The organism is Methanobrevibacter sp. (assembly GCF_015062985.1).
GTDB lineage: Archaea > Methanobacteriota > Methanobacteria > Methanobacteriales > Methanobacteriaceae > Methanocatella.
The window spans coordinates 153,601-177,376 of sequence record NZ_SUTI01000001.1; the positions used below are offsets into that span (position 1 = coordinate 153,601).

26 protein-coding genes are annotated in these 23,776 nt (G+C 33.2%); 1 reads left to right on the forward strand and 25 read right to left on the reverse strand.

All coding sequences use genetic code 11. From position 1 onward, the window contains the following. Nucleotides 1-21 precede the first annotated feature (21 nt). The 15 genes from E7Z77_RS00790 to E7Z77_RS00860 form a co-directional block, all read right to left on the reverse strand. Nucleotides 22-267, reverse strand: coding sequence for an ArsR family transcriptional regulator (locus E7Z77_RS00790; RefSeq protein WP_292749095.1), 246 nt, complete (start codon nt 265-267; stop codon nt 22-24). 12 nt (nt 268-279) lie between these two features. Beyond that, on the reverse strand, nt 280-1,230 hold the full coding sequence (locus tag E7Z77_RS00795; RefSeq protein WP_292749162.1) for an HIRAN domain-containing protein: 951 nt from the start codon (nt 1,228-1,230) through the stop codon (nt 280-282). Between the two features lie 10 nt (nt 1,231-1,240). Beyond that, entirely contained in the window at nt 1,241-1,543 is a 303-nt protein-coding gene (locus tag E7Z77_RS00800; RefSeq protein WP_292749097.1) for a hypothetical protein, read from the reverse strand. Between the two features lie 14 nt (nt 1,544-1,557). After that, nucleotides 1,558-2,943, reverse strand: a complete 1,386-nt coding sequence (locus tag E7Z77_RS00805) for an HIRAN domain-containing protein (RefSeq protein WP_292749100.1) — start codon at nt 2,941-2,943, stop codon at nt 1,558-1,560. A 147-nt stretch (nt 2,944-3,090) separates the two neighbouring features. Beyond that, on the reverse strand, nt 3,091-3,273 hold the full coding sequence (locus E7Z77_RS00810; RefSeq protein WP_292749103.1) for a hypothetical protein: 183 nt from the start codon (nt 3,271-3,273) through the stop codon (nt 3,091-3,093). Next, nucleotides 3,267-3,443, reverse strand: a complete 177-nt coding sequence (locus E7Z77_RS00815; protein WP_292749105.1) for a hypothetical protein — start codon at nt 3,441-3,443, stop codon at nt 3,267-3,269. The genes E7Z77_RS00810 and E7Z77_RS00815 overlap by 7 nt, the downstream gene beginning before the upstream one ends. Before the next feature lie 326 nt (nt 3,444-3,769). Next, a complete protein-coding gene (locus tag E7Z77_RS00820) occupies nt 3,770-5,635 on the reverse strand; it encodes a DUF2075 domain-containing protein (protein ID WP_292749107.1) in 1,866 nt (621 codons plus the stop codon). Nucleotide 5,636: 1 nt separating this feature from the next. Then, nucleotides 5,637-5,951: a nucleotide pyrophosphohydrolase gene (locus E7Z77_RS00825; RefSeq protein ID WP_292749109.1), complete on the reverse strand. Its 315-nt coding sequence runs from the start codon at nt 5,949-5,951 to the stop codon at nt 5,637-5,639. A 620-nt stretch (nt 5,952-6,571) separates the two neighbouring features. Then, a complete protein-coding gene (locus tag E7Z77_RS00830) occupies nt 6,572-7,837 on the reverse strand; it encodes a hypothetical protein (RefSeq protein WP_292749112.1) in 1,266 nt (421 codons plus the stop codon). A 117-nt stretch (nt 7,838-7,954) separates the two neighbouring features. Beyond that, a complete protein-coding gene (locus E7Z77_RS00835) occupies nt 7,955-9,160 on the reverse strand; it encodes a transposase (protein ID WP_292749114.1) in 1,206 nt (401 codons plus the stop codon). Nucleotides 9,161-9,232: 72 nt separating this feature from the next. Next, nucleotides 9,233-10,186 (reverse strand): P-loop NTPase fold protein, encoded by a 954-nt coding sequence (locus E7Z77_RS00840; RefSeq protein ID WP_292749116.1) that lies wholly within the window; start codon nt 10,184-10,186, stop codon nt 9,233-9,235. An 8-nt stretch (nt 10,187-10,194) separates the two neighbouring features. Then, nucleotides 10,195-10,689: a hypothetical protein gene (locus E7Z77_RS00845; RefSeq protein ID WP_292749118.1), complete on the reverse strand. Its 495-nt coding sequence runs from the start codon at nt 10,687-10,689 to the stop codon at nt 10,195-10,197. A gap of 1 nt (nt 10,690) precedes the next feature. Further along, nucleotides 10,691-12,121 carry an AAA family ATPase gene (locus tag E7Z77_RS00850; protein ID WP_292749120.1) on the reverse strand — a complete coding sequence of 477 codons (1,431 nt, stop codon included), beginning with the start codon at nt 12,119-12,121 and terminating at the stop codon, nt 10,691-10,693. A 272-nt stretch (nt 12,122-12,393) separates the two neighbouring features. Then, a complete protein-coding gene (locus tag E7Z77_RS00855) occupies nt 12,394-12,753 on the reverse strand; it encodes a hypothetical protein (protein ID WP_292749122.1) in 360 nt (119 codons plus the stop codon). Nucleotides 12,754-13,363: 610 nt separating this feature from the next. Continuing rightward, nucleotides 13,364-13,957 (reverse strand): zinc-ribbon domain-containing protein, encoded by a 594-nt coding sequence (locus E7Z77_RS00860; RefSeq protein ID WP_292749125.1) that lies wholly within the window; start codon nt 13,955-13,957, stop codon nt 13,364-13,366. Between the two features lie 343 nt (nt 13,958-14,300). Here E7Z77_RS00860 and E7Z77_RS00865 point away from each other — a divergent pair, with 343 nt between their 5' ends. After that, on the forward strand, nt 14,301-14,735 hold the full coding sequence (locus E7Z77_RS00865) for a hypothetical protein (protein ID WP_292749127.1): 435 nt from the start codon (nt 14,301-14,303) through the stop codon (nt 14,733-14,735). A gap of 85 nt (nt 14,736-14,820) precedes the next feature. On the opposite strand, the gene E7Z77_RS00870 is transcribed toward E7Z77_RS00865, so the two are convergent. The 10 genes from E7Z77_RS00870 to E7Z77_RS00915 all read right to left on the reverse strand — a co-directional run. Then, nucleotides 14,821-15,639 (reverse strand): ion transporter, encoded by an 819-nt coding sequence (locus E7Z77_RS00870; RefSeq protein WP_292749130.1) that lies wholly within the window; start codon nt 15,637-15,639, stop codon nt 14,821-14,823. Between the two features lie 183 nt (nt 15,640-15,822). Continuing rightward, a complete protein-coding gene (locus E7Z77_RS00875) occupies nt 15,823-16,743 on the reverse strand; it encodes a tetratricopeptide repeat protein (protein ID WP_292749132.1) in 921 nt (306 codons plus the stop codon). Nucleotides 16,744-16,748: 5 nt separating this feature from the next. Continuing rightward, the gene (locus tag E7Z77_RS00880; protein WP_292749134.1) at nt 16,749-17,075 is read right to left on the reverse strand and encodes a hypothetical protein; all 327 of its coding nucleotides are present in this window, start codon (nt 17,073-17,075) and stop codon (nt 16,749-16,751) included. A 6-nt stretch (nt 17,076-17,081) separates the two neighbouring features. Beyond that, nucleotides 17,082-17,918, reverse strand: coding sequence for an SseB family protein (locus E7Z77_RS00885; protein WP_292749136.1), 837 nt, complete (start codon nt 17,916-17,918; stop codon nt 17,082-17,084). A 51-nt stretch (nt 17,919-17,969) separates the two neighbouring features. Further along, entirely contained in the window at nt 17,970-18,320 is a 351-nt protein-coding gene (locus E7Z77_RS00890) for a hypothetical protein (protein ID WP_292749139.1), read from the reverse strand. Between the two features lie 29 nt (nt 18,321-18,349). Continuing rightward, nucleotides 18,350-18,601: a hypothetical protein gene (locus E7Z77_RS00895; RefSeq protein ID WP_292749142.1), complete on the reverse strand. Its 252-nt coding sequence runs from the start codon at nt 18,599-18,601 to the stop codon at nt 18,350-18,352. 37 nt (nt 18,602-18,638) lie between these two features. Continuing rightward, nucleotides 18,639-18,902, reverse strand: a complete 264-nt coding sequence (locus tag E7Z77_RS00900) for a winged helix-turn-helix domain-containing protein (protein ID WP_292749145.1) — start codon at nt 18,900-18,902, stop codon at nt 18,639-18,641. A gap of 125 nt (nt 18,903-19,027) precedes the next feature. Further along, nucleotides 19,028-19,402: a hypothetical protein gene (locus tag E7Z77_RS00905; RefSeq protein WP_292749147.1), complete on the reverse strand. Its 375-nt coding sequence runs from the start codon at nt 19,400-19,402 to the stop codon at nt 19,028-19,030. Between the two features lie 73 nt (nt 19,403-19,475). Beyond that, nucleotides 19,476-20,423, reverse strand: coding sequence for a hypothetical protein (locus tag E7Z77_RS00910; RefSeq protein WP_292749150.1), 948 nt, complete (start codon nt 20,421-20,423; stop codon nt 19,476-19,478). A 296-nt stretch (nt 20,424-20,719) separates the two neighbouring features. Then, nucleotides 20,720-23,776: DUF11 domain-containing protein (locus E7Z77_RS00915; RefSeq protein ID WP_292749152.1), on the reverse strand; the 3,057-nt coding region annotated here is incomplete at its 5' end.

The window sequence follows — 23,776 nt, forward strand, 5'->3', positions numbered from 1 at the left end:
TTGTATTACAATACAAATCACTTAAAGTTCATTAACTATTTCCTCGCCTTTATCAGTTAACCTATACAATCTTCCCTTTTTAACTTCGGGATTAATACATTCAACAAGATTATGTTCTTTTAATTGTCTTAATGTATTAGATATATGATTCTGAAATATTTCTGCATCATTAGCTATTTCAGATGGAATTTTTACTTCTCCCTCTAAAGACTTCATTACTTTTAATCTATATTGTGATCTGTTAACATAATCAATTTCTTCTTTCATTTATCCACCATATTATTTTATTATTCTTCCAATATAGAATTGTATATCTGGATATTCAGGGTCAGTAAGTCTTAATAAATAGACTAAGTACTCCCCATGAGCAACATTTTTAATTTTGCTTTGCAGTTCTGATGCTGAAGAAGTTAATTCAAATTTTGTATAGTTATTATTTGCCACATAACCCGCCTTTCTATCTTCGACATATACAGCAATTGCATCCTTATCAAATTCATTGTCAGGTTCTTTAACAAGTTTTAAAGACATTCCTGGAGTAAGTTGCATATTAATTTTATAAAATTGTCTTCCGGCTATTGTAAATAATTCGGATTTGTCATATGTTTTCAATGTTTCAACATTTTTCTGGTATTCTTTTTCATATTTAATATTAGATTCAATCACACGTTTTTGACTAAGGAATCTTTCAATACTCTCTTCACCGCCTTGTGAAAGTGCATTAATGGCATTGCTATTTTTTTCCAGTGCTTCTTCCAACGTGGCCAATCCATTTGGCTTCTCCCTTGACTCGGAAAGCAAATGACCTGCCCAGGCACGTAACATTCTTGCCTTATTATCATAAACTACATTACTTTTAGATAACTCTAGTGACCTATTATAGCATTCTTCTGATTCTTGATATCTTTTCATGCCTTCTAAAATTATTGCTTTTATATTCCAATTGTTTGAATGGCTTTTATCTAAATCCAATGCTAAATCTATATAATATAGAGCATCTTCTTCTTTAAACTCCAAATAATAATCCCATGCCTTTTTTGAATATTCGTCTCTTTTTATGAAACGGCTATCAATTATAGTATCTGAGTCATTTTCTTCATCATCATCACCATTGTGAAGATATCCCATATATGGAATGTCTGGAACACCAGCAAGACCATCTCCCCAATCTGAAGGGTCACCAACATGCCATGCATAGGGATCAAAACCATCATCGCCCATAATAATCACCAAGTATTTATCATTCCTTTTTTATTTCATTTAATCGTTTGCGTAAATTTGAGTATGTTCCATCTTGCCTGCACCCCTCAGAAACCTCACCCTCACCGCCATGATGGTCGGCCCTTACAATGTATGTATAAATAGTCACAATTTCATCAAAAGTCAAATTTTCTTTTGATAAATCCAAAAGACTAAATTTAGAATACTTTTCTCTCATCTTATCCATATTTTCGAAATAATCAAAATCAATAGCTAGTTTTCGGCATTTGGGACATCTCAAATCTCCTTCAATCAGATTTTCTCCGCAAAATGGACATTTCATATTTAACGCCTCGTTCAAATCAGTTTTGCAATAACCCATTCATTAAAGAGAATAAACTGCACTTCTGCCCGTGTTGACAGGTTATTTTTAATGTCTGTTGCACTTTTAACTTCCTTAATTAGAGTATACTTGCTGTTTGCAACATAACCTACTGTTTCACCGTTGACTTCAACACGTATTGCATTCTTGTCATGGGGATTGTCAGGTTCCTTAATTAAATCAACGACTGTTCCTTCCTTAAACGGTTCGAAATGTTTGTAGTATTGAGTTCCAGTAATGTTGATGTATGTCTCAGAGGATTTTAATTTTTTAAGCTGTTTTTCTGCCTTGTCCACTTCATCATAATTTTTAACCAAGCGAGCTTTAATGATTCTTTCCTTTACGCCATCACCCAATAGGCCTAAAACTCCTGCTTTAGTAAATAAATATGAGCGGTTATCTTGACCCTTTGGAAGTATTTCCAATGCCTTGTCAATTAATTCCAAATCCTCGGGTTTTATTTCATTATGAAGTATTTTATCGTCTAATTCTTCTTTAATGCATTCTGCCTTGTTGTTTAAAATTATTTCATCGAATCTGTCTTTGGCTAATGCCTTATTATAATATTTCAGGGCTTCATCATATTGATGCTTTTTCTGCAGCATTATTGCCTTTTTGTTATAGTAATTGGCAGGAGGATTTGGATGAAGTTTAATGGCAGAATCTATAATAATCAGCGCTTCATTAGTCAGGATTTCATCTGTATGTAGCTCCCACGCCTTTTGGGATAGAGAATACGCAATTCCGTCATCATCATAATGGCTTTGTGTTAAAATATACTTGTCAATCGCATGTTTTAATTCATTGTAATATTTTTCTTCAGAATAAATTTTTCCAAACCAGTTATAAATTAAAGTGATTTGATGTACTACTCTTGCACAAATTTTTAAATTGTCCGGACCCATTCTAATATCTTCCACCGATTTAAGAACTTCTAATGCTTTTTCATATGCTTCAGCAGCTTCTTCCAGGCGGTCTTGACGATATAAAAAATCAGCTCTCTCTGCAATACACCTAGGACCACCGTAAATCCCGTAGCCATCTTCAGTTTCACGGCATTTATTCCAATAGGTTTCTGCTGAAGCATAGTCACCCATTGCCTCATATTCGCCTGCAATAGCGAAAAATACGTCCCATTTTCTAGGGGCTGACTTCAGTGCTTCTTTATAAAATTTTATTGCAGTTGAATGGTCTTCCTTTATAGAGCATGTCTTGGCCTGTCTGCAATAGTATTCATAATCGCTTAATTTCCTTACCTTTTTATCTTCATCCTCATCAGGTTCATCATAAGTTAAGGGGCTTCCACAGTGACTGCAGATGCCTCCCTCATCAACCCAATTACCGCATGAACAAAATCCCATAATAATCGCTCCTTATAACAATCCATATTATAATGTTAAATATCTGATTTAATCTTTTCCTCAATATTAATATAAGGTTTAGTTTTATGTGATATTAAAGGTTATGATTATAAGTTGTGAATAAAAAAAAGTTGAAAAAATATTAAATTAATCCAAATTAATGTTTTTAGTTACTTCCTCACCTTTATTCGTTAATCTGTACAATCTACCTTTTCTAACTTCCGGATTAATGCATTCAATAAGTTCATGTGCTTTTAATTCAGCTAATACTTTTGAAATATGATTTACTCTAATATCTGAATTTTTAGCTATTTTGGAAGATATCAACACTTCCCCACCAAGGACTTCATTACTTTTGTCCCATATTTTGAGATATTTCCATAACTCATTTCTTTTAACATTTCATCTGACAATTCCATGTTATCACTTATGAAATTCTTACAAAAATAAATTGTATCATTATCATAGTCACCTAACGCATCATATTCCGTCTGTGTCATGAAGATGAATTTTTAAAAGACTCCATAATCCAACCACCTATACTGGCTCTGAAGATTGCCAAACACAACCATGTTCCTCCAGAATCTTTCCATGAATTAACCAAAGATTCACTATATCTTGAAAAGCTGATGTTCACAGAATAGCCAATATTTATAGAAAAATAAAAACATTCACAAAAAATCCAAATACAACATATTAGTGAACATAATGATGAATCTAATTCATGAAGGAGATATTGATTTAATTGAATTCACTCATGATGTAAGATTTGGTGAAAATTCAATGGATTTTGGTATGATAAGCTATATTGAACTAAACTACTAAATCAGATTTTTAATTTTTCCTTAAAATAAGCTTGAAGCAACATATCTTCACAATAAATATAACATCCCTTCATTCCACGAGTCATTAATGTTCTATATGTATTTTTAATTATTTCATCTGCAACTTTCAAAGCTTCATTCGGATTTTCCTTATACATCTTTTTAATCCCAAAAAGTGACTTGTCAGTAGCTGCACGCTCATTGAAATCAGTTACAATATGTTCTCCATCAAATCGCATATCTTCACCGATTATTACACCAACATAGTCAAACTCCAACCCTTGTGATGTGTGAATGCAACCGATTTCATTTACAGAATCCTCATCAATTGCCCATGTATCTGAATTTCCCAAATTCCAGCTCATTGAAAAATCATCAATTACAATATCATGAACATCAGTATTGTTTTTGCCTTCCTTTATCCAGTTCCAACAGTAACCCGCCAAGAGACGGGCATTATTATCAGTATTCTTCTCAAAAATCAAATCTTTAAGTTCAGAAGGAGAATCAACAACTCTAAAATCATAGTCAAAGTCAAAGCCGTCGAAGTTTGCGGTTTCTTCAATTTCCAATACATCATTCAGCCATGACAAATAACCGTCAGATCCGTTGCATCTGAATTGCGATTCCAGTTTAATATGCTCAACTTCAGCATCAAAATATGAAGCAAACTCATAAATGGCTTCAACACTGCCATAATCCTTAAGAGATATCTTCTGATGCCTGTCAATGAAAAACACACTAAATTTGGAAGCATTGATAATTTCTTTTACCTGATTTTCACCCAAATTGGAAAACAGCCCTGATTTTTCATTTAAACGATGAGCCTCATCAACTATAATTGCATCAAACTCATTGCTTTCAGAAGAAGTGAATGAACCGGAACCCTTAAATAAATTTTTCAGATAGTTTAAAGAACGTTTTCCGCCTTTCAATTTTTCAAAAAACACATTTCGTGGAGCTGAATTTTTAGTGACATATAATGAAAGCATGTCATCAACCATCAGATCAACCAGCAGATTGATGGCCACAACAGACTTGCCGGTTCCGGGCCCGCCTTCAACAATCAAAACTCTCTTTTTATCATCAATATAAGACTCACGGGCCATCTTAACTGCAAGCTCATAGGCAATTTTCTGTTCATCTATCATGATGAATTCCTTATTTCCGTCAAGCATGCTGGAAAGAGTGTCCTGCAGTTTCTTGGAAGGTCTGATTTTTCCATTGTCAATGCGAACCAGAATATCTGAATTGTCCCCGTATCTGATATATTTTTTAATGAAATTTCTCAATTTCAAGGCATCCCTTTTGCCATACAAAGGTGCTTCATCAAAATAAGGTTTGTAAATCTCATCAGTTAACGGATCATCATCAATAAAATCATAATTATGCAGGTATGCACATGGATAAAGTCCGATTTCATCTTCATCAACTGTTTGGTTAAAGTTTTTTATTAAAGATGCATAAGACCAAACTTGATATGAAGGATGTGTGGTTTCTATCAAACCCCCTCCCAAAATAGTTTTTACAACACCATCCTTTCCGTCGACTTTGTAGGCCTCAGACCACTGCTTAAGCTCAATGATTATAACGGAATCATCCTGAAATTTGTTCAAGCCGGTTATTATAAAATCAATTCTTTTTGAGGTTGTCGGAATCGTAAACTCGATAGCTACACCGCAGTCATCCGGAATTTCATTGTCTTCCAAAACCCTATACATATACTGCATTGAGTTTTCCCAAGACATGATTTGTGATTTTCCGGATTTGCCGATCTTTTGCTGATACATTTCATAAATCTCATCAGTAATCGATCCTGAAAAGACTGAATCGACAAATTCCGCCTTGGTAGCTTCATAAACAATCATATTAAAACTCCGTATACTTTTTGGCATTGCCTTTTGATTTGTCAACCGGATATTTTATTGCATTTTTCTCCATTTTATTTGAAATAATTTCTTTGATATCCAAATCCAGAGCATCTGCCATATACATGCAATAGATTAAAACATCAGCAAGTTCCTCGGCAACTTCATCAATGTTATAATCTTTACCCCATTGGAAATGTTCTAGTAGTTCTGCTGATTCAATAGAAATTGATTTTGCAAGATTTTCCGGTGTGTGGAATTCTTTCCAATTCCTTTCCTTTTGAAATTTGATAATTTCAGATTTTAGTTCTTCCATAATAATCATTATAATTTTGTTATAATATTATATTTAACTTGGAATATTTACTTATTTCTAAAAATAATTCAATAATAAATCAAAAAAATTAATTAAAAGGAGTAGATTATTAATATGGCATAAATCAAAGCATCGATTAAAATAATTAATATTATTCATGCTGATGCATATTTAATTTATCGTTTCTTGAATTATTCTGGGGGGGAAATCTGTTGGATAATCTGTAAATTCGAAAAAATTGTTAAAGGATTTTAAATGGTCTGAATTGTAAAATTATATCAAATTAGATTATATTTAATAATATTGATTTAGAAAATTATAATCTAGTTCAAAGCACTTTGCAAAATTTTTAAAACACTCATTGAATAAATGCAAATTGAACCCAATATCTTAACTAAATGAAAAAACATTATTATTCGACGAGTCAACAAGTCTATTAAAAAGAGAACATAAATGAAGAATTCGTGAAAGTTGATGATGCTATAAATGAAGGTTTTAAACCTTGTTCTAAATGTTTATTCAATTTTAATAAATTTAACCCTGATTAAATTATCATTAAACTACTAATTTTCAATTAATTTAAAACAATACTCTAAAATCATATAAGAATTAAATCAGTCTTATTTAAGTTTTTTAAAAAATTCGACACCATTGCAATTAGGACAAGGAGGAAGTACATCGTTTGAATCATCAAGTATTATCTCTTGATTACAATTACTACAAATATATGTTCCAACCCCGGGCTTTTGACCAGATCTGAAAGTGAAATAATCTTCATCAATCTGTTTAATTAAGGAATTACAAATCTCCTTTTCGTTATCATCTAATGATTCATTATTACAGACTTCAAAATATTTACTTCTTAAATCAGCAATGCTTTCAAAATATTTCACCATGGATTTTATATTAAACTTTTGAACAATTTCAGATGGTGAATCTGCATGCATAATAGTGCTATTAATGTTTCTAAATCCTTTTGCAAAACGCAAAGCATTTTTACCTTCAGAAATAAATTTTCGAACTCTTTTAACTACAACAATTTCACTATCCCACAATTCCCAACTATAAAGAATATATTCCAAATCAAGACTATCCCATAATTTATCAGTTTCATCCCATTTTCTGATTTTCAAAATCATCATATCTTCAAGTTTTTCTAAATCAGTTTCATCAATTAAAGCTTCTGAAACATCTTTTCTATTATTTTCATAATTAAATCTATTATAAATAAAATCGTGGTCTGATAAGATTTCAATAGCTACATATAAACTGTTTTCAGAATTATCAATAGCTTTTTGTAATACCTCAAAACTCTCGGAGTTATTATCATACTTTTTAAGTAAATCATCTAATATTCTGGATAAATAAATTCTTTTATCTAAAAAAGTATTAATTGGAATATATAATAAATCGCCTATATCTATTAATGAATTTATAAAATATCGTGCATTTTCTTTTGAAATATCCTCTATATGATTAATTATATAATCAAAAAGTTCTTTTGTTTTGTTAAGTTCATCATACCCTAAAAATATTTCAGAAATTAATTTTTCATCATTAAAAGTGAAAAAATTATCAAAAGAATTTATCATTAATATGAAATATTTATCAAAATGAATATCGGAACATATTTTTTGTTCTTCATTCCATTTTTCAGGTGTACCCTTATAGTTATCATTCACAGAATAAATGAATTTTGGAAATAAATAAAATAAAACTTTTTTAACATGTGTTTTATTATCAAAGAGTCCATAAATATTATTTAGTTGATTAGAATTAAGTTTATTTGAGTTCTTAAAATTTCCATAAGAAACATATAATTGTTTATTATCTCGGATATGATTATATAATTTTTCTTCAAAAAGCTGCAATGCCACAATTAACATGAAATCATTAATATTAACCTGATGTTTTAAAATTAAAAAATAGAATTTTAAAAGATTAATATATCTATATAAATTTCTAGGACTATCAAAAAAAGGAGTCTGTAAAATTTTATAGGCTTATTTAATTTTTATGTGTTTTTGTGTCCAGTTTTGCATTTGGAAGTCTAAAAAGGTTAGAATTCCATTTTTGGTCTTGTATAATTTCTTTATTTTTTCTGGATTGGTTTGTCTGTAATAGTTTTCTACTTTATTTGATGTTTTTTCTATATTTTCATCATCTAAGTGTTCTACGTATCTGTGAAAGTGCATGATGATGTGTTTTCTTATGAAATCTTTTAATACGACGGGAATGGCTCTGTAATTTTGTAAATATTGTTTAAATTGATTTATTGCTTCTTGTTTTGAGTTTTGTCTGAAACAATTTTTTAATTCATTTGCATTTTCGTAAATATGGTCTCTTGCTTTTCCATTTATCTTATTTCGTCGACAGTGTACTTTTAATTTATGATTTATTGTTTGGAATAAATGAAATTTGTATAATTGATGTTTCACCCCTATTTCGTCTGCTACGTTACGATACATGGGGAATAAGTCTGTTGTTAAGCAAATAAATGGTTTATTTGCTGTTGAATCTAGAATAAATTTTTTAGTATTTTTCGGTATTCTGCGACGTACGATTCGTTCTGAGACTGGAATATTGAGTATTGCATCATATAATGTTAATCTGTAGTGTCTGACTCCATTTAGCCTTAAAAATTGCTCATCATATAAATAATAGCCAGAATATTCGAATTCTTCGTTGGTGATTGTTTCTTCGTGATTTTGGTTTGACCAGTTCTTGATTGTTTGATGAGATATTCGAATTCCAAGAAATATTTGGAAGTATTTGCTTATTTTGCGCAGTGATTGATATCCAATTTTCATTATTCTTGGAATTTTATTCATGATTTCTTGTAAATATTGTTTATTTTTACCAATTAATGGATTATTAGATATTCCGAATTTTTTATTGCATTTTTTGCATTGATATTGCTGTTCTTTAAATTCTGTGGTTTTTCCATTGATATTTTGTTTGTTTTTTGTTATTGTGCCTTTTTTAATTATTTTATGGCTTCCACAAACTGGGTAAATTGGAGTATCATATTTAAATGTGTTATTTTCATCTAAAAATAGTTTTGAATTAGTATTTTCAAAATTTGGTACTTTATTTAATCTTTCTGAAATGATTTTTTCTTGATCAATTTTTTCATCAGAAAAATCGTAAAGTTTAAGTTGTATGAAGTTTAAATTACTATTGAGGACAGATTTATTTATATTAGGCATAAAATATTATTTGTCCTCACTTATTTAAGTAATTTACTATTTTTAATTGTTTATTTTGAAATTAAAGAAAAATTAGAACGAATTTTTATCGAAGTGAAATTTCAAGTGTAAAAAAATAAAATTTGAAAGAAGCCTATGAAATTTTACAGACTCAAAAAAAGGAATTAATAATGAATAAATATTTAAAAACTCTTTTTTAATATAATCATCATAATCAAAATCATCTACAGAAGTCTCATTTATTTCCCATCTTGGAAAATTAATATAATAAAAATCAGCCAAATATTCTTCAATTAAATCACCCAAATATGCTTGATTCATTTTTGGAACAACAATCGGAATTTGAATAATTTTTTCAATGTACTTTTCAGGTTTAGGAACATTAATTTTAGATAAAGATTCAACAACTACATCTTTGTCAAATGATAATAAATAGATGACATTTGGAAAATCTGCTAAAGATTTAACAAGCATAAAAATTTGTTGTATTTCAATATTAGTCAATCTATCTATATCATCAATAACAATTATTACTTTATTATTAAGTCTTTGAAAATCATCAGAAATATCTTTTTTAAGTTCAATCAAAGTTTTATCATTAATAATATTAGATTCTAATTTAAAACTCGAATTAATTGAAATTTTACCAGTTATTGGATCGAAAGATGTTGAATTAATTAAGGATTTTCCTAATTTCTTTAAATTTTTCTTAGTAATTCTATTAATGAAATTTTTTTCCTTAACATTTCCTAAAACGTTGAAAAAATGAGATAATAAATTATTACGATTTGAAAAATGCCAAGGATTAAAATAAACTATAATATTTCTATTATTAAATATTTTAGAATAAAAATCAAACATGGATATAATAGATGTTTTACCAGAACCCCATTCACCCATTAAAGCAATTGTCAAACATTCATCATCATAATAACTTGCAATAGATTTTGCTAATGATTCTGCAAATCCTTTCCTATTTAATCGATCTTCATCTAAATCATTTATATTTGAATCAGAGATATACATTTTAACCATTAATTTAATCTATCAAAAGATGTTCCACAATTGAATCTTTTAATCCTAATTTTATTTATATTAAGGCCATTTATTTTAATAACCGGTGATTTTTTCTTCAATAAACCTTTATATAAATCTTCATACTGACCTATATAAAAACATTTAAACTCATTTATTTCAAATTCAGAAGGATTAATAACACTAACAATATGATTTCCCGTATTTTTAATTTTATTTTCAATAACTTTTGGGTTACGTTTACCATGAGATAATTCACAAACATAAATATCTAACTTATTTCCACCAACATTCGTTTTAATAATAATCCTATCTGCAGATTTATCTAAAATTCCTGATAAACATTTTTCAATTTCATCACCATCTAAAAGAATGCAATCATTTGGAAGATTAGATATTTTACAATTATTCTCCTCACAATCATCAACGAAAATTTTATCTAAATTAAAACAATTTTTTTGAGAATAATAATTATAAATATGCTCATAAGGCAATTTAATCACTTTCCATATTATCAATAATATCTACAGATTCATTATAAAGTTCATCTGTAACTTCTGAAAAGTTTTCGTCAATGAACCCTGTTTCATTAATATCTACTTCTTTAGGAACATAAAGATAATCAGATTCCTTTTTAAAATTATAAATTTTAACATCTTCATGATTTAAGACATTATCCTCAGAATATCCAAATTCATTTAATTTATCTTCATTCACTTTACCTAATCTAATGAAATTATTAAATTGTTCTAAAATATAGTCACTATGAGTAGTTAATATAATATTTAACCCATTATTGATTAATTTAACTAAATATTTAACTAATATCCTTTGATTTACAGGATGTAAATGATTTTCAGGTTCTTCTATTATTAAAAAATCATCTTTGCTTGATAAATCAACTAAATATTTAATAAATGAAGTTAATTCTTTTACAGATGATGAAAGTGATTTAAAATCAAATTCCACCCCATTTGTTTCATCAATAAATTTAATTCCTTCATCAACATTATTAAACTCTAAAACTCCACCAAGTATTTCTTTACTCAATTCAACTGCAATATCTTTATAAAAACCCTCATCAGAAGTTTCATTATCTAATAACAAAGACATTAATTCTTTATCTAATCTAGACGAATTAACATTTCCATTAATTTCATGAGCTAAAACTGAATTTAAATGATTTGATATAGTATAACTTGAAGCAGGAATATAATATGAATTTTCTACTAAATTAGAAATAAATGCTTGGGAAAGAATTCCATAGATTATTCCTGGAATATATATATTATCTAACTTAGCTAAGTTTAAATAAATCGGATTTAATATTATTGAAACAAACTTATCATCCCTTGAAATACTTAAAACCAATTCACCATTATTTTCTGGATTTGGATTATTTTGAGATTCACCAATTGTTTCTAAAAAGAAATTATCTAATAACAACTTTCCATTATCATTTATCAAAGAAATTCCATTAAATTCGATTGAAAAAGGTGAATTAATAATATTATTAAGTTTATTGATATTGTTAAAAAAATTATTTTTTAAATTAGATTCAATAGTCTCTAAATAAAATTTACCAATCCCCTCATAAAATAACTTATCAAATTCATCAACAGATAATTTAAATGGATTATTAGAAAAATCAGGGTCTTTATTTAAATACTCAATAAATTTATAATTATATTCATCGAAAACCTCATTATTATTATTAAGCATATATTTTAAAGAATCTATTGAAATTGAATCTTCAATATCCTCAAATTTTCCAGAAAATGGATTTAATAAAGAATGAATTAAACAAGCAGAATAAGATTTTCCAGAACTATTTGGACCAACAAATATGGTTAATGGAGAAATATCAATATTAGCTTCTTTAATCGGACCAAAGTTTTTTATTTTGATATTATTTTTAATAACCATAATAAACACCCAATAATTATATTAAATTTATACTTACCATATATTAAATATTTTTTCATTTATTTGACTACATTTTACAAAATAAACGCAATATTCTCGTTTCAACACAATTAGAATAATTTTTATCTTAATTACAAAATAATGAACTCAGTTAATTAATTAAAAAAAATAAATTTTTTTCCATTAAAGTTTTTTAACATTGATGTTATTATAATTAACTAATTTTTATTTTTTAAACGTTACCACTATAATTACCATGTTTTTCTAAAGTATTATGCAAGTGAGACCATTAAAGATTCAATCCTATTCATTCTAAGCCAATAGTAATCCTTGATTTTTAAACCTTCATCACAACACTTCAAAGCCTTTTCAAACTCCTTTTTGGCCATATATGCCATTGCTTCAGCATTATAGGCATGATAATTATTGGGATATAATTCATGAATCTTATCTGAAATTCTAAAAACCAGATGATACTGGCGCCAATCACAATAAACATATAATTTATAGGTTAGTGCAGTTTCATTGTTTTCCTGCTGTTCCAGTATCTGATTGCAAGCCCAGTCCAATCTTGAATAATTATCTTCACAGTATGCCTTTTCACATTCCTTTAACAATTCCAGCATATTCATGTTATCCCCACGGAATTTTTTTATGACAATCATCTGAAACATTCCTCTTAAGTGATAGTTCTAATGGTGTATAAAAAATTGAATTTATATTGTTAATATAATGTTAGTATGATGTGCTTTATAAATCTTTCCATTCATTGGCCCAAATATGTCAAGACACATTTGATAGCTCATTAAATCGAAATTTTTACATCAGATTGCATATTCAAATAATACCTTAAAGCAGTAAAAAATAATTAAAATGAAAGAATACTGAAATCACCAAATCCAAACAGATTAGACATTGAAAGTTTCACGAAAAATCAACAACGCAAAATATGAATATGATGTTGATTTAATTAAAAATAGCCATATACTCTTACTCAGTCAATAATATAAATCTTTTGAGTTCTAAAACCACATCAAAGAAAATGCTAACTTAAAAATAGCTGAATCCCACTGAAATTTTAAAAAAATACCGCCGAAGCTTCAGGTACCCGCTTGAAAAGCAGTTACTCCAGCTCATGGCGATACTCCATCATAAAATCTGGCAATCCACACCAAAAACCATCAAAACATATGCTTATTTGGCATTGACAGACTAAAATTGATTTTATTTAGACTAGATATTTTACTCTTCAATTAGTTTTACATCACTTTCAGGCAACTCAATAACTTCACTTTCACTCAATTCTTTAACTTCCTCTCCTTCTAATGTATTTCCGCATTCATGGCAGAATTGAGCCCCATCCATTATTTTTGCACCGCAATTTGTACAGAAATTAACTACATCTTGAGGAGCTTCCACTTCTGTTCCGCAACCCGGACAGAATTTAAGTGAATCATTGAGTTCGTTACCGCATTCAGGACACTTAAATGTAACGTTTGACTCGGCAGGTTGTGCATTTGCAGAGGTTGGTAATCCTTTTAACTCTTTACTTCTTTGAAGTATTGTATATTCCATCTGATTGTTAAACTCGTTTTGATCCCTATAACTTGTATAAATTACATATAATGCATAGATTCCAAGTGTTACTAATCCTAAAATCCAAGTCAAAAGCATCTTTCCAACTTTACCGTTTAATGCATAGAATAATCCTGCTACAAATATGCTTGTCCACCAGTATTTCTTCTCATTTGTTACTCTAAGGTAATTTAACTCTTCCATATCCTGTGCATGTGCAATTTTATCTTTTAAAACATATAACTCATCATCAAATATCATATACCATCACATCAAATATCATTTTATACTAATATTGTGTATAAAATATTATTTAAAAATATGTATTATTAATCAATGTTGTGAATAATCATAGTACCTCACACACTTATTGTAAAAGTTTATAGTCATAGATATCAAACCTTTTTTTAAGATATTTTCATAAAAATAATAGAGATATTTGAAGTTTAATCCTAAAAATACTCATATTTCACAAATATTTCTATCAAAGACAATATCAAACAAATGCCATTTAAAAATCCAAGCAAATATTGTCCCAATTTGAAAAATTGACCTCAAAAATAACTTATTGATTTAAATATAATCAAATCAAAACCCTATAACCATGATACGGGATTTAAGAGAAGAATATTTAAAGACTTTTGCTAAAAATGAGCTGATAAATGAAATTGTTGAGAAAAACCTTACAAAAGACCAGTTAACTGACCTCAAAAATTATATAAATCGGGAATTCATCGAATCCTCATTTGCCTATTTTAAGGACAATCTCCACCCAATGGAATTGCATTATCTAAATGAATCGGTGGATAAAGGCAAGCTTCAAGCAAGGGTTGACTTTACAAGAAAACTTATTAGAATCGGCTTTGACAAAAGAAAAGCCCTGGAGATGACAAACCTAAAAGAATCGCAGCTTAAGGATCATATTATTCAAAGGCATATAAATCCCCAATATGATTACCTGCGAAGAATCGGCTTTGAAAAGGGAAAAACAGATGAGAATAAAAATCTTGAAAAAAAATTAAAGGATATTATTATATAATCTAATTCATTTTATAATTTCCTTAATTACACAATGTTTGAGTCCGCCCATTCAACTTGATTTTATATAATAGGCAGGAAAAGATTTACTTTTTACCTTCAATAAGTTCCCTAAGCTCTCGGATTTCATCCCTCAACTCCTGATTTTGCCTGTGGCTGACTTCAAGCTCCTTTCTGATTTGGGCCATCTCTTCGCTGACCGGTTTCACCTTATCTTCCACAATGGCTCCTATATCGTCCTCCTCCTCATCGAGAAGCCTTTCGGTTAAATATGATGAAATGGCCGCAGTAATGGTTGAAAAGACAAAGACTCCTACAAACACAAGAATGACCGCAAGTATCTTTTCATTGTATGTTTTCGGTGTAATGTCACCATACCCTACGGTTGTCAAGGTCACGATTACAAAGTAGAAATCGTCAAGAAGCCCGTAGGTCGGACCGTAGAAATACATCAGTATGGTAAATACCAGTATTGTGAGAAGCATTCCTGCAAAGATCTTGTCGAGTTGTGTCTTTTTGATGAATGTATCTACATCATTGAAGAACTTGTTGAAAAGCGCAACTATCCTCAAAAGCTTCAAAAGCCTCAAATACCTGAGCACTCCCTTCTGCGGAATAATGATTGGAAGAAGGACATCAAAGGGAATAGATGCAATCAAATCTATCCAATTGCTTTTCTGCTTTAAGAAGATCTTTTTTGGCTTTGAGATGATAAACCTTGCTGACCATTCGATCATTAGAACAATACACACGCAGAAATCGAATTTTTGGATGAAGACAGAAAGGTCCTTTGGAAGGGATATAAGCATTGCTAGGGAAATGAGAACAATGTCTATTAATATAATAATATGCAAAATAAGCCATAATGCATAGCGTCTGTTTACCGGCCTTCCAAATATTTCCAAGATTCCACCCTAAGTCTTAGTTTCAACAAATTATATATTTGATTCCATGACTTAAACCTTTTTAGATGAAGACATTCTCCACCCATTAATCAGACGGCAAAGACTGAAAAACATATAAATCCATAAATCAAAAATATTCCCCTTGCGGCCATTGCCATCCATAATTTTTCTATCAAAATTAGTCTAATAATCGCCCGAATAGCCCCATATTATCGGCATGGACTCCTCTTCATCTTCTATCAGTTTCAATGCCTCTTTTAAATATTCGCTTTTCACATCATAATTTCCCGTAACATACGCGGTTGCGTAGCTTTCAAGACAGCTTTTCCTGTTTTTCAATGTGAACTCATCATCCTCATCAATCGCTAACGCTATGCCATAGAACTTCAGGGCCTCCACATACCTCTTAAGCCTTTCAAGCACGAATGCCTTGCAGCACCAGTTGCGTGCATAGTCATGGTCAAATCCGATTCCATCCTCATAGCAGCTTATTGCCTCATAAGGCCGGCCATCGCGAAAATAGGCCTCTCCAAGTTCATTGAGAAGCCTTGCCAAAAGCCTGTACCAGCTTTTCTGTACTCTGACATACCTTTCATAATCCTTCTCGTCATTCGAATACCAATCATCAAAGGACATGATGTGAACCCCTTTGATGTGTTCAATCAATTCTTTCAGCTCGTCGATGGCATCATCATAGATTTCAAGTTTGATCATACATTGGGCGGCCTTTCTTCGGTTTTCATAGGAAAAGCTTCTGTTGGAACTGTATAGCTCCAATGCCTTTTCATATTCGCCCAGCTCAAAATGCAAATCTGCAATGTCAATGTCCAGATTGCTGAGGATATGGAGAACCCGGCCGTTTGACCTTTCATCATTCGGGATGTCTGAATCGTCGATTTGGCGGATTTCCTCATACTTTTCAAGGGTCTCGGCAAGTCTTCCCTTTTCCTTCAGTCTTTCCACTTCATAATATAGATTTTTTATATCCCTCTTCTTGTCCTCAAGTTCCCAATCCACATATGAATAGCCGCCCATTGGAGTTCCGCAGCTCCAGGTTGAACTTCCTTCGCTCACCCAGCTGCCGCAATTCGGACACATCGGCATAATCATCACCTCAAGTCATTAATTATCATCCTGTTTGCCTTTTCATAGGCGAAGGCCTCCTGGCCCAAAACGTCGTTGTTTTTGCTAAACCACTCGCTGAAAATGCTTTCAGGCGTGTTTGAAGATGCAAATACCGTTATTAAAAGCTCATCAAAGCGCCTTGATTTGTAAATGGATTCAACCTTTGTCATGTACAGGCTGTCAAAGCCGTTTTGGCTTAACTCATCAACCAGCTCATCCAAAATCCCTTCCGCTTCTATTGCAGCCAGCTCATCGCCGGCACACTTATAAAGCGGAATGTGGAAAACGTATTTTTCTTCAAGCTCAATCATGATAGTTCACTCATCATAGAAAGGCTGTGCTCCGCACATCCAAAGGTTCTGGGTTCCGTCCATCGTATCCTCAAGCCTGAATTCTGTTCCCGGAGCAATGAATATGTCCAAATCATTATCCGGATGGGTCGGCAGGATCTTTTTGGATTCTGGCATCAGCAGTATGTTGGTATATTTCATGTCCTTGCCATATTCAGGGTCGCTACTCACATTAAACGGCAATTTGGGAACGAATACTCCATCAACCGCATTTTCGACCATGACGTTTTCATCATGCCTGAAAAACAATGTAGTGTTTTCCTTAAGCTCAATTGAATGCTCCTTTAAGGCTTCAAGAACTTCGTTCAATGCTTTGATAAACGCCTTTTCCTCTTCTGTCGGCTCTTGAAACAGTGATAAGAACGCACCAATCGGCAGATTGATATCATGCTCTGTGAAAGGATTTATTGCAAGGGCAGAATATCTGTCGGTCTGCTTAAGCATTTCGGCAAGATCGCTCATGAAAATTGCAATTGATGAGCTTCTCACTCCAGCACTTTCCATTGCCTCATCGCTTGTAAACAATGGAACTGCCCTGTTTCCCTCTTTGTCTGTCAGGCAGTTGATGTCAAAACCTACCTGACCTTCAGGTTCAATGATATCCCCTTCCTTTGCGTCTTCAATGCCTTCAAACATGTTCGCGCTGTATGTCACAGGCATGAAGAGCTGTGACTCCTTGAATAACTCAAGAAACTCCCTTTCCATTTCAGGAGTCAATTCCTGTTTCATTAACTCTTCCAATCTTGAATTGTTCGGCAAGTACTGTTCCTTCAATTCATTCAATTTTTCCTCGTCGATATCCATGTTTTTACCTCCTATTATTCTTCATAAACCATATATTGGTTGCCTTATAAATCAGGGATTTCTGATATACTCTATTTTGGGACTGTCCTTCTCCTCGAAGCGGTACTTTGGATATCTCATCATCGGATATCCGACGCCGCCCTTTTTAACTTCAAACTTTCCGCAAAATATCAAATCGCCGTCCTGCGAGTAGTATCTTCCGATTTTCGGATAGTTCGGACCATAACCGGAGTTCTTTGCCCAGATTCCGGCGAACTTGAGCTGGCCGGACGGGTAGTATTCCCTTCCTTCGATGACGCCCTTTATGTCGAAGACTCCGTCCCTGTATACCTTTCCGTTGAGATAGTAGGCAACTCCAAGCCCGTACGGCTTTCCGCGAAGGGTGAGTCCTTCATAGGCCAACGAGTCATCATCATACAGTACGGCATACTCTATCTTTTCATCTTCCCTGTAGTTGATCCTGTCGAGAAACTGCCTTTCGGAAAGCTTTTCGCAGGAGATGGAAGCTCATCTATTCTGAAATAGGTCTTGTTCACCACATTCACGACCATTGCCTTCTGCGCTTTTGTCCCGTCATCCTCAAAACTGGAAAGATGTGTGAAATTGTTGAACCTTAAAAAATCGATAAGGTCATCTTCCGCCGAGCTGGATGATGGCTTTACTGCATAGTCTCCAACCTGCATATCCTGCCTCCTTAAAATTTGTGATGTTTAACAGCAATTATTCGTTCAGCTTGTCTGCAATGTCTTCGCCGACGTCGGTCAGGCGGTAGAGCCTTCCGCGCTTTGCCTCCTCGTTGATGCATTCGGCAACGCCGGATTCCTTGAGCTCGCGCAGAACCTTTGATATGTGGTTGCGCCTGATTCCTGTTTCGTCCGCAATCTGTGTCGGCATCTTGACGTCATCCTTAAGCGATTTTACCGCCTTGAGCCTGTAGCTTGAAACGTTTACGTAAGCGTATTTCTTAAGTGTTTCGTCGTCCATTTCAGCACCTCCATTCAGCAATTTCGCAGTGCAATTAACCTTATAAATCCAAGGTATGCACAATTTAATAATACTGTGTTTAAAGTATTAGTAGGATGGTGTTAATAAATGTTTTGGAAAAAAAGTTATTTCTTGAACCTTCTTGAGTCGAGCTTCATGTTCTTGTAGGCAAGTTCCGAGTCACTTTCCCTCCACTCGAGGCCTTCTGTGAGAACTTTCCTTTTCAGCACCTCAAGGCTGTGTGACTTGAGATCGCTTCCCCTGTAATGCCAGTAGTCGCCGTTTCTGTAGACATTAACAAATCCTGTGACGTTGTTTCTGTCGGCTTCAAGTGACTTTTGAGCAAGATTTTCATCAAGGACTCTCCACTTAAGCCCGTAAAGGCTCACCAGAACCTCAAGCTCCTTTAATGTGTTTGCCTTGAGGGACTTGTCGGCGAACTGGTACTCCCAGCTCATGTCATCCAGCTGGTAGACGTTCATGAATCCAGAAAACTTCATGATTATAACTATATTTCCGGAACATATAAATTTTTCAGAAATAGCGAAAATGCAGTTGACAGCCGAAGAGCGCTTAGCCTTCCAAAGCCTCGAAAATCTTTTCGATTTCGCCGAGGTCCATATCCAATTCTCTCATTGCATACATCTTTGCATTAAGTGCCCTGAAGTAGAAATCATCGACCCTGAAATGGTTGTCAAGTATAACGTCACATGTCTCCAGCGCCTGATTGTAATGTTTCTGCTCATTGAGAATAATTGCCTTTTCAAGAAGCTGGCCTTTATCCAGATTGACTGCATGGGTCATGCTGTCGGATGCATCAAGTCCGAGACCATATTCACACTGGCCCCTGCCGTACCATGCATAGTCATTGTTTAGTTGATTCAACGATTCATTAAAACATGCAAGTCCACTTTCAAAGTCATTTAATTTAAGGTGCGTTGTACCTTTTTTGTTGAGCAGTTTAAAAAGAATCTTTTCCTTAACTTGAGATGGGATTGCCAGTGCATTTTCATAATTTTTTAGTGCCTTTTCATATTCGCCGCTTTCGAAGTGCTCATCGCCGGCGCAAATGTGCTGCTTTATCTCGGGAAGATTATCCTTTTCATCATCTGACATCTTCAAAAGGAGCTTGCGGTATTCGCCATCCTCCAAATCGGAAGATGCCTCAATCGCCTTCATGTAGTTTCTCAATGCCTTGATGAAATGCTTCTGGCAGAAAAGCGCATGGGACTTGTTGAGCAGCGCCTCACCGTATTGGAAATCATAAAAGAGAACCTCATCAAAACAGTCTATTGCCTTTGAGCATTCCTCTGATTTTAAAAATCCTATACCCTCATCAAGGAGGTTTCTGATTTCGATTTCCTTTAGGATGTGCCTTCTTAAAAAGACCCTGTTCAGACTGGACTCATCTATCCTTTCAATAAAACTATCGTCTTCATCCATCCAATCGGTATGGATGCCATCTATTTCAAATCTAATTCTACTGCCATCTCTTTTTACAGTTACTTCGCTCGGAATCATTGTTAATATTTTAAAATTGATAAAATAAAAAGGTTTTGATAGAAATGGGAACAATTTTACAATGTGAAATCAATTTTGAAATAACATTACAAATTACCCAATAAAAAATAGACTAAAATAAACGTTTATAAAACTTATATGAAAAACAGTTAGTTTTAAACGGGAACAATATTTCCATCTAAAAAAAATAAGTAAAATACTTTTGATCATATATGCGTAAAAAATTGCTTGAACTTCTAAAAAAATAAAAAAGATAACTAGATTTTGAAATCTAGTTACGTGTTTAAATTTCGTTTTTATTCTTGTTTTCTCCTTAACCAGCAACTACCAAATACAACTAAAACGGCAGCTAAAAGATATGCGATCGGATTACCGGTTTCCTTAAGGGTTACCGGAGGTTCAGGAGTAGGTTCAGATTCTGGTTCAGGTACAGGTTCGGTTTTGTTTGTAACTTCAACTGTAGCGTTATCGTAATTGTTATCCAGATCGGTTTCGTTGACGCTTGTGGTTACATTAGCATAGTTGGTAATCATTCCTTCGGTCAATACTTCACATAGTATATCCAAAGTGACTGATTCGCCTTTTGCCAATTCGCCGATGTCCCATCTGCCAGTAGATGCATCGTAGGAACCTTTGGAAGCTGAGTAACTTATGAACCTTACTGAAGATGACAGTACGTCATATGCAACAACATCTCTTGCTGTGCATGGTCCATGGTTAACAACTTCAATAATCCAGTGCATTTCATCTCCCACGTAGTAGACTTTGCTGTCTGATGATTTTTTAAGTTCTAAATCACAGATTTCGGAAGCTTCTGTGGTATTGTTAGCTTTATTGTTGGTTTTATTTGAATCCGGAGTTGAAGTTTTAGCTTCAACAGGGTTTGTAATGTTTCCAACGCTCAATACCTCAGTGACTATTGTGAGGGTTGCACTTGAATCACTATCCAATTTGCCGATTGTCCATATTTTAGTAGTCTTGTCGTATGTACCTTCAGTTGCAACGTATCTGACGAGTTTCAAGGAACCTGGAATGTCCTCTAATACTTCAACGTCCAATGCTGCACTAGGACCGAGATTTGTTACCCTGATAGTCCATGTTAATTCTTCACCAACATAGGCCTTTTTGGAGCTTACGAGTTTGATGATTTCCAAATCACAAACAGGTTTTGACTCTGTAGTGTTGTTGTCCTTGTTGTTGGTTTTATTTGAATCCGGAGTTGTAGAGTTTACAATGACTATGTTTGTCTTGTTTCCTTCTGTCATGACTTGGGTCAATAGGGTAATTGTAACAGGTTTGCCTGCATCCAAATCGCCGATTGTCCAAATAACTTTATTTCCGTCAAGTCTGCAGTTTTCAGGAACTTCAACCAATCTGACACCGTCAGGCAATGTGTCGACTGCGACGACATCGCGTGCGATGCCTGGTCCATTGTTCACTACGACTATGGTCCATTCAACAAAATCGGTTACATTAACTTCAGTTGCGTTGACCAGTTTGATAATTTCCAAATCACAAATCGGGTTAACTTCGGTTGTATTGTTTGCTTTGTTGTTGGATTCGTTTGAATCCGGAGTTGTACTGTTTGCGACAACGATGTTGGTTTTGATGCCTTCTGTGAGAACTTTTGTAATTAATACAAGAGTTTGTGAAGCATTCATTTCCATATCGCCGACTGTCCAGATGCCGTTTTCATAGGTTCCCACAGACGGATTGATTGCGATGAGTTCAATTCCATCAGGCAAGGTTTCCACTACAACAACATCTTTTGCAGTACTTGGGCCGTTGTTTATGACGACAACAGTCCACTCGACAACATCATTTACATAAACGCTGGTTGCATTGACGAGCTTGGTGATTTCAAGGTCACATACAGGTTTAACATCGGTTGTATTGTTAGCTTTATTGTTTGATTCGTTTGAATCAGGAGTAGTACTGTTTACAATAACAATATTGGTTTTGTTTCCTTCGGTTACGACTTGAGTCAATAATGTTAATGAAATTTCATCATAAGCAGATAAAATTCCAATAGTCCAAATCACAGTATTTCCTTCAAGTCTGCAGTTTTCAGGAACTTCAACCAATCTGACACCGTCAGGCAATGTGTCTTTTGCAACAACATCGCTTGCGGCACTTGGGCCTTTGTTTTTGACAGTAATAGTCCATTCAACAATGTCGCTTACGTTTACTTCAGATGCATTGACTGATTTGACGACTTCAAGATCACAGATTGGGTCTGCTACGGTAGTGTTGTTTGCCTTATTATTTGATTCGTTGGAATCAGGTGTTGTGGAATTGACGACAACTACGTTAGTCAAAGTACCATTAGTTAAGACCTTAGTTACCAAAACAAGAGAAACAGGAGAATCGGTATCCAATTCGCCAATCTCCCAAATCCTGGATTTTTCATCAAAACTACCCGCTGATGGAGCTGCGCTGATGATCGCTAAACCATCCGGTAAAATTTCTCTTACCACAACATCCATAGCAGTAGATGGGCCTTTGTTAACGACAGTAATAGTCCATTCAACACTTTCATTGACATTAACACGGGAAGCATTTACCAATTTGGTGATTTCCAAATCGCAAATAGGCTCTGCAACTGTAGTATTGTTTGCTTTATTGTTGGATTCGTTGGAATCAGGAGTAGAGCTGTTCACTACAACAATGTTGGTTATGTTTCCTTCACGAGTTACTTTAGTAATCAATTCTAAAGCAGCTCTTTGATTTGCATCCAAATCACCTACATTCCAGATTAGGTATTCGCCGTCGAAAGTGCATCCTTTAGGGATGGTGAATTCAAGGGCGTCCGGAATGCTGTCGTAAACTACAACATTTTCTGCTTTGCTTGGACCGTGGTTTACAACCACAATAGTCCAAACTACAGTGTCGTTTACATAAACTTTAGCAGGGTTAACAGATTTAGTAATTTCCAAATCACAAATAGGTTTAACATCAGTAGTATTGTTACCTGTTTTGTTATCTGTTTCGTTAGATGTGGCATTGACTGTATTTAGGATAGTGCCGTTAGTCAAAGCGGTGAATACCACAGTGAAGTTGGCGCTCTCACCAGCAGTCAGATTGCCGCTGTAAACGAAAACGTAATCAGATTCTTTAGACCATTTGCCAGTAGAATCAATGTAGGAATTATATTCTAATTCATTTGGTTTGAAGATTTCTGTGACTTTAACGTCAGTTAAATCACAATCGCCGGTATTGGTTACGACAATAAGGAACCTTACAGTATCATTGACGAATACGACTTTGTCCAAAGTGACTTTCTGGACAGCCATATCAGGTTTAAATACTTCAGTTGTATTGTTTCCAGTCTTGTTATCAGTTCTGTTTGATGT

Excerpts from the sequence above, each read along its gene's own strand:
- E7Z77_RS00825 (WP_292749109.1), bottom strand. The coding sequence starts at position 5,951 with ATGGAAGAACTAAAATCTGAAATTATCAAATTTCAAAAGGAAAGGAAT.
- E7Z77_RS00905 (WP_292749147.1), bottom strand. The coding sequence starts at position 19,402 with ATGAAGTTTTCTGGATTCATGAACGTCTACCAGCTGGATGACATGAGC.
- E7Z77_RS00875 (WP_292749132.1), bottom strand. The coding sequence starts at position 16,743 with ATGCCGATGTGTCCGAATTGCGGCAGCTGGGTGAGCGAAGGAAGTTCA.
- E7Z77_RS00820 (WP_292749107.1), bottom strand. The coding sequence starts at position 5,635 with ATGATTGTTTATGAAGCTACCAAGGCGGAATTTGTCGATTCAGTCTTT.
- E7Z77_RS00805 (WP_292749100.1), bottom strand. The coding sequence starts at position 2,943 with ATGGGATTTTGTTCATGCGGTAATTGGGTTGATGAGGGAGGCATCTGC.
- E7Z77_RS00895 (WP_292749142.1), bottom strand. The coding sequence starts at position 18,601 with ATGCAGGTTGGAGACTATGCAGTAAAGCCATCATCCAGCTCGGCGGAA.
- E7Z77_RS00860 (WP_292749125.1), bottom strand. The coding sequence starts at position 13,957 with ATGATATTTGATGATGAGTTATATGTTTTAAAAGATAAAATTGCACAT.
- E7Z77_RS00885 (WP_292749136.1), bottom strand. The coding sequence starts at position 17,918 with ATGGATATCGACGAGGAAAAATTGAATGAATTGAAGGAACAGTACTTG.
- E7Z77_RS00900 (WP_292749145.1), bottom strand. The coding sequence starts at position 18,902 with ATGGACGACGAAACACTTAAGAAATACGCTTACGTAAACGTTTCAAGC.
- E7Z77_RS00840 (WP_292749116.1), bottom strand. The coding sequence starts at position 10,186 with ATGTATATCTCTGATTCAAATATAAATGATTTAGATGAAGATCGATTA.
- E7Z77_RS00850 (WP_292749120.1), bottom strand. The coding sequence starts at position 12,121 with ATGGTTATTAAAAATAATATCAAAATAAAAAACTTTGGTCCGATTAAA.
- E7Z77_RS00815 (WP_292749105.1), bottom strand. The coding sequence starts at position 3,443 with ATGACACAGACGGAATATGATGCGTTAGGTGACTATGATAATGATACA.
- E7Z77_RS00880 (WP_292749134.1), bottom strand. The coding sequence starts at position 17,075 with ATGATTGAGCTTGAAGAAAAATACGTTTTCCACATTCCGCTTTATAAG.
- E7Z77_RS00830 (WP_292749112.1), bottom strand. The coding sequence starts at position 7,837 with ATGTTAATTGTGGCATTGCAGCTTTTTGAAGAAAAATTATATAATCAT.
- E7Z77_RS00865 (WP_292749127.1), top strand. The coding sequence starts at position 14,301 with ATGATACGGGATTTAAGAGAAGAATATTTAAAGACTTTTGCTAAAAAT.
- E7Z77_RS00800 (WP_292749097.1), bottom strand. The coding sequence starts at position 1,543 with ATGAAATGTCCATTTTGCGGAGAAAATCTGATTGAAGGAGATTTGAGA.
- E7Z77_RS00790 (WP_292749095.1), bottom strand. The coding sequence starts at position 267 with ATGAAAGAAGAAATTGATTATGTTAACAGATCACAATATAGATTAAAA.
- E7Z77_RS00855 (WP_292749122.1), bottom strand. The coding sequence starts at position 12,753 with ATGAATATGCTGGAATTGTTAAAGGAATGTGAAAAGGCATACTGTGAA.
- E7Z77_RS00910 (WP_292749150.1), bottom strand. The coding sequence starts at position 20,423 with ATGATTCCGAGCGAAGTAACTGTAAAAAGAGATGGCAGTAGAATTAGA.
- E7Z77_RS00835 (WP_292749114.1), bottom strand. The coding sequence starts at position 9,160 with ATGCCTAATATAAATAAATCTGTCCTCAATAGTAATTTAAACTTCATA.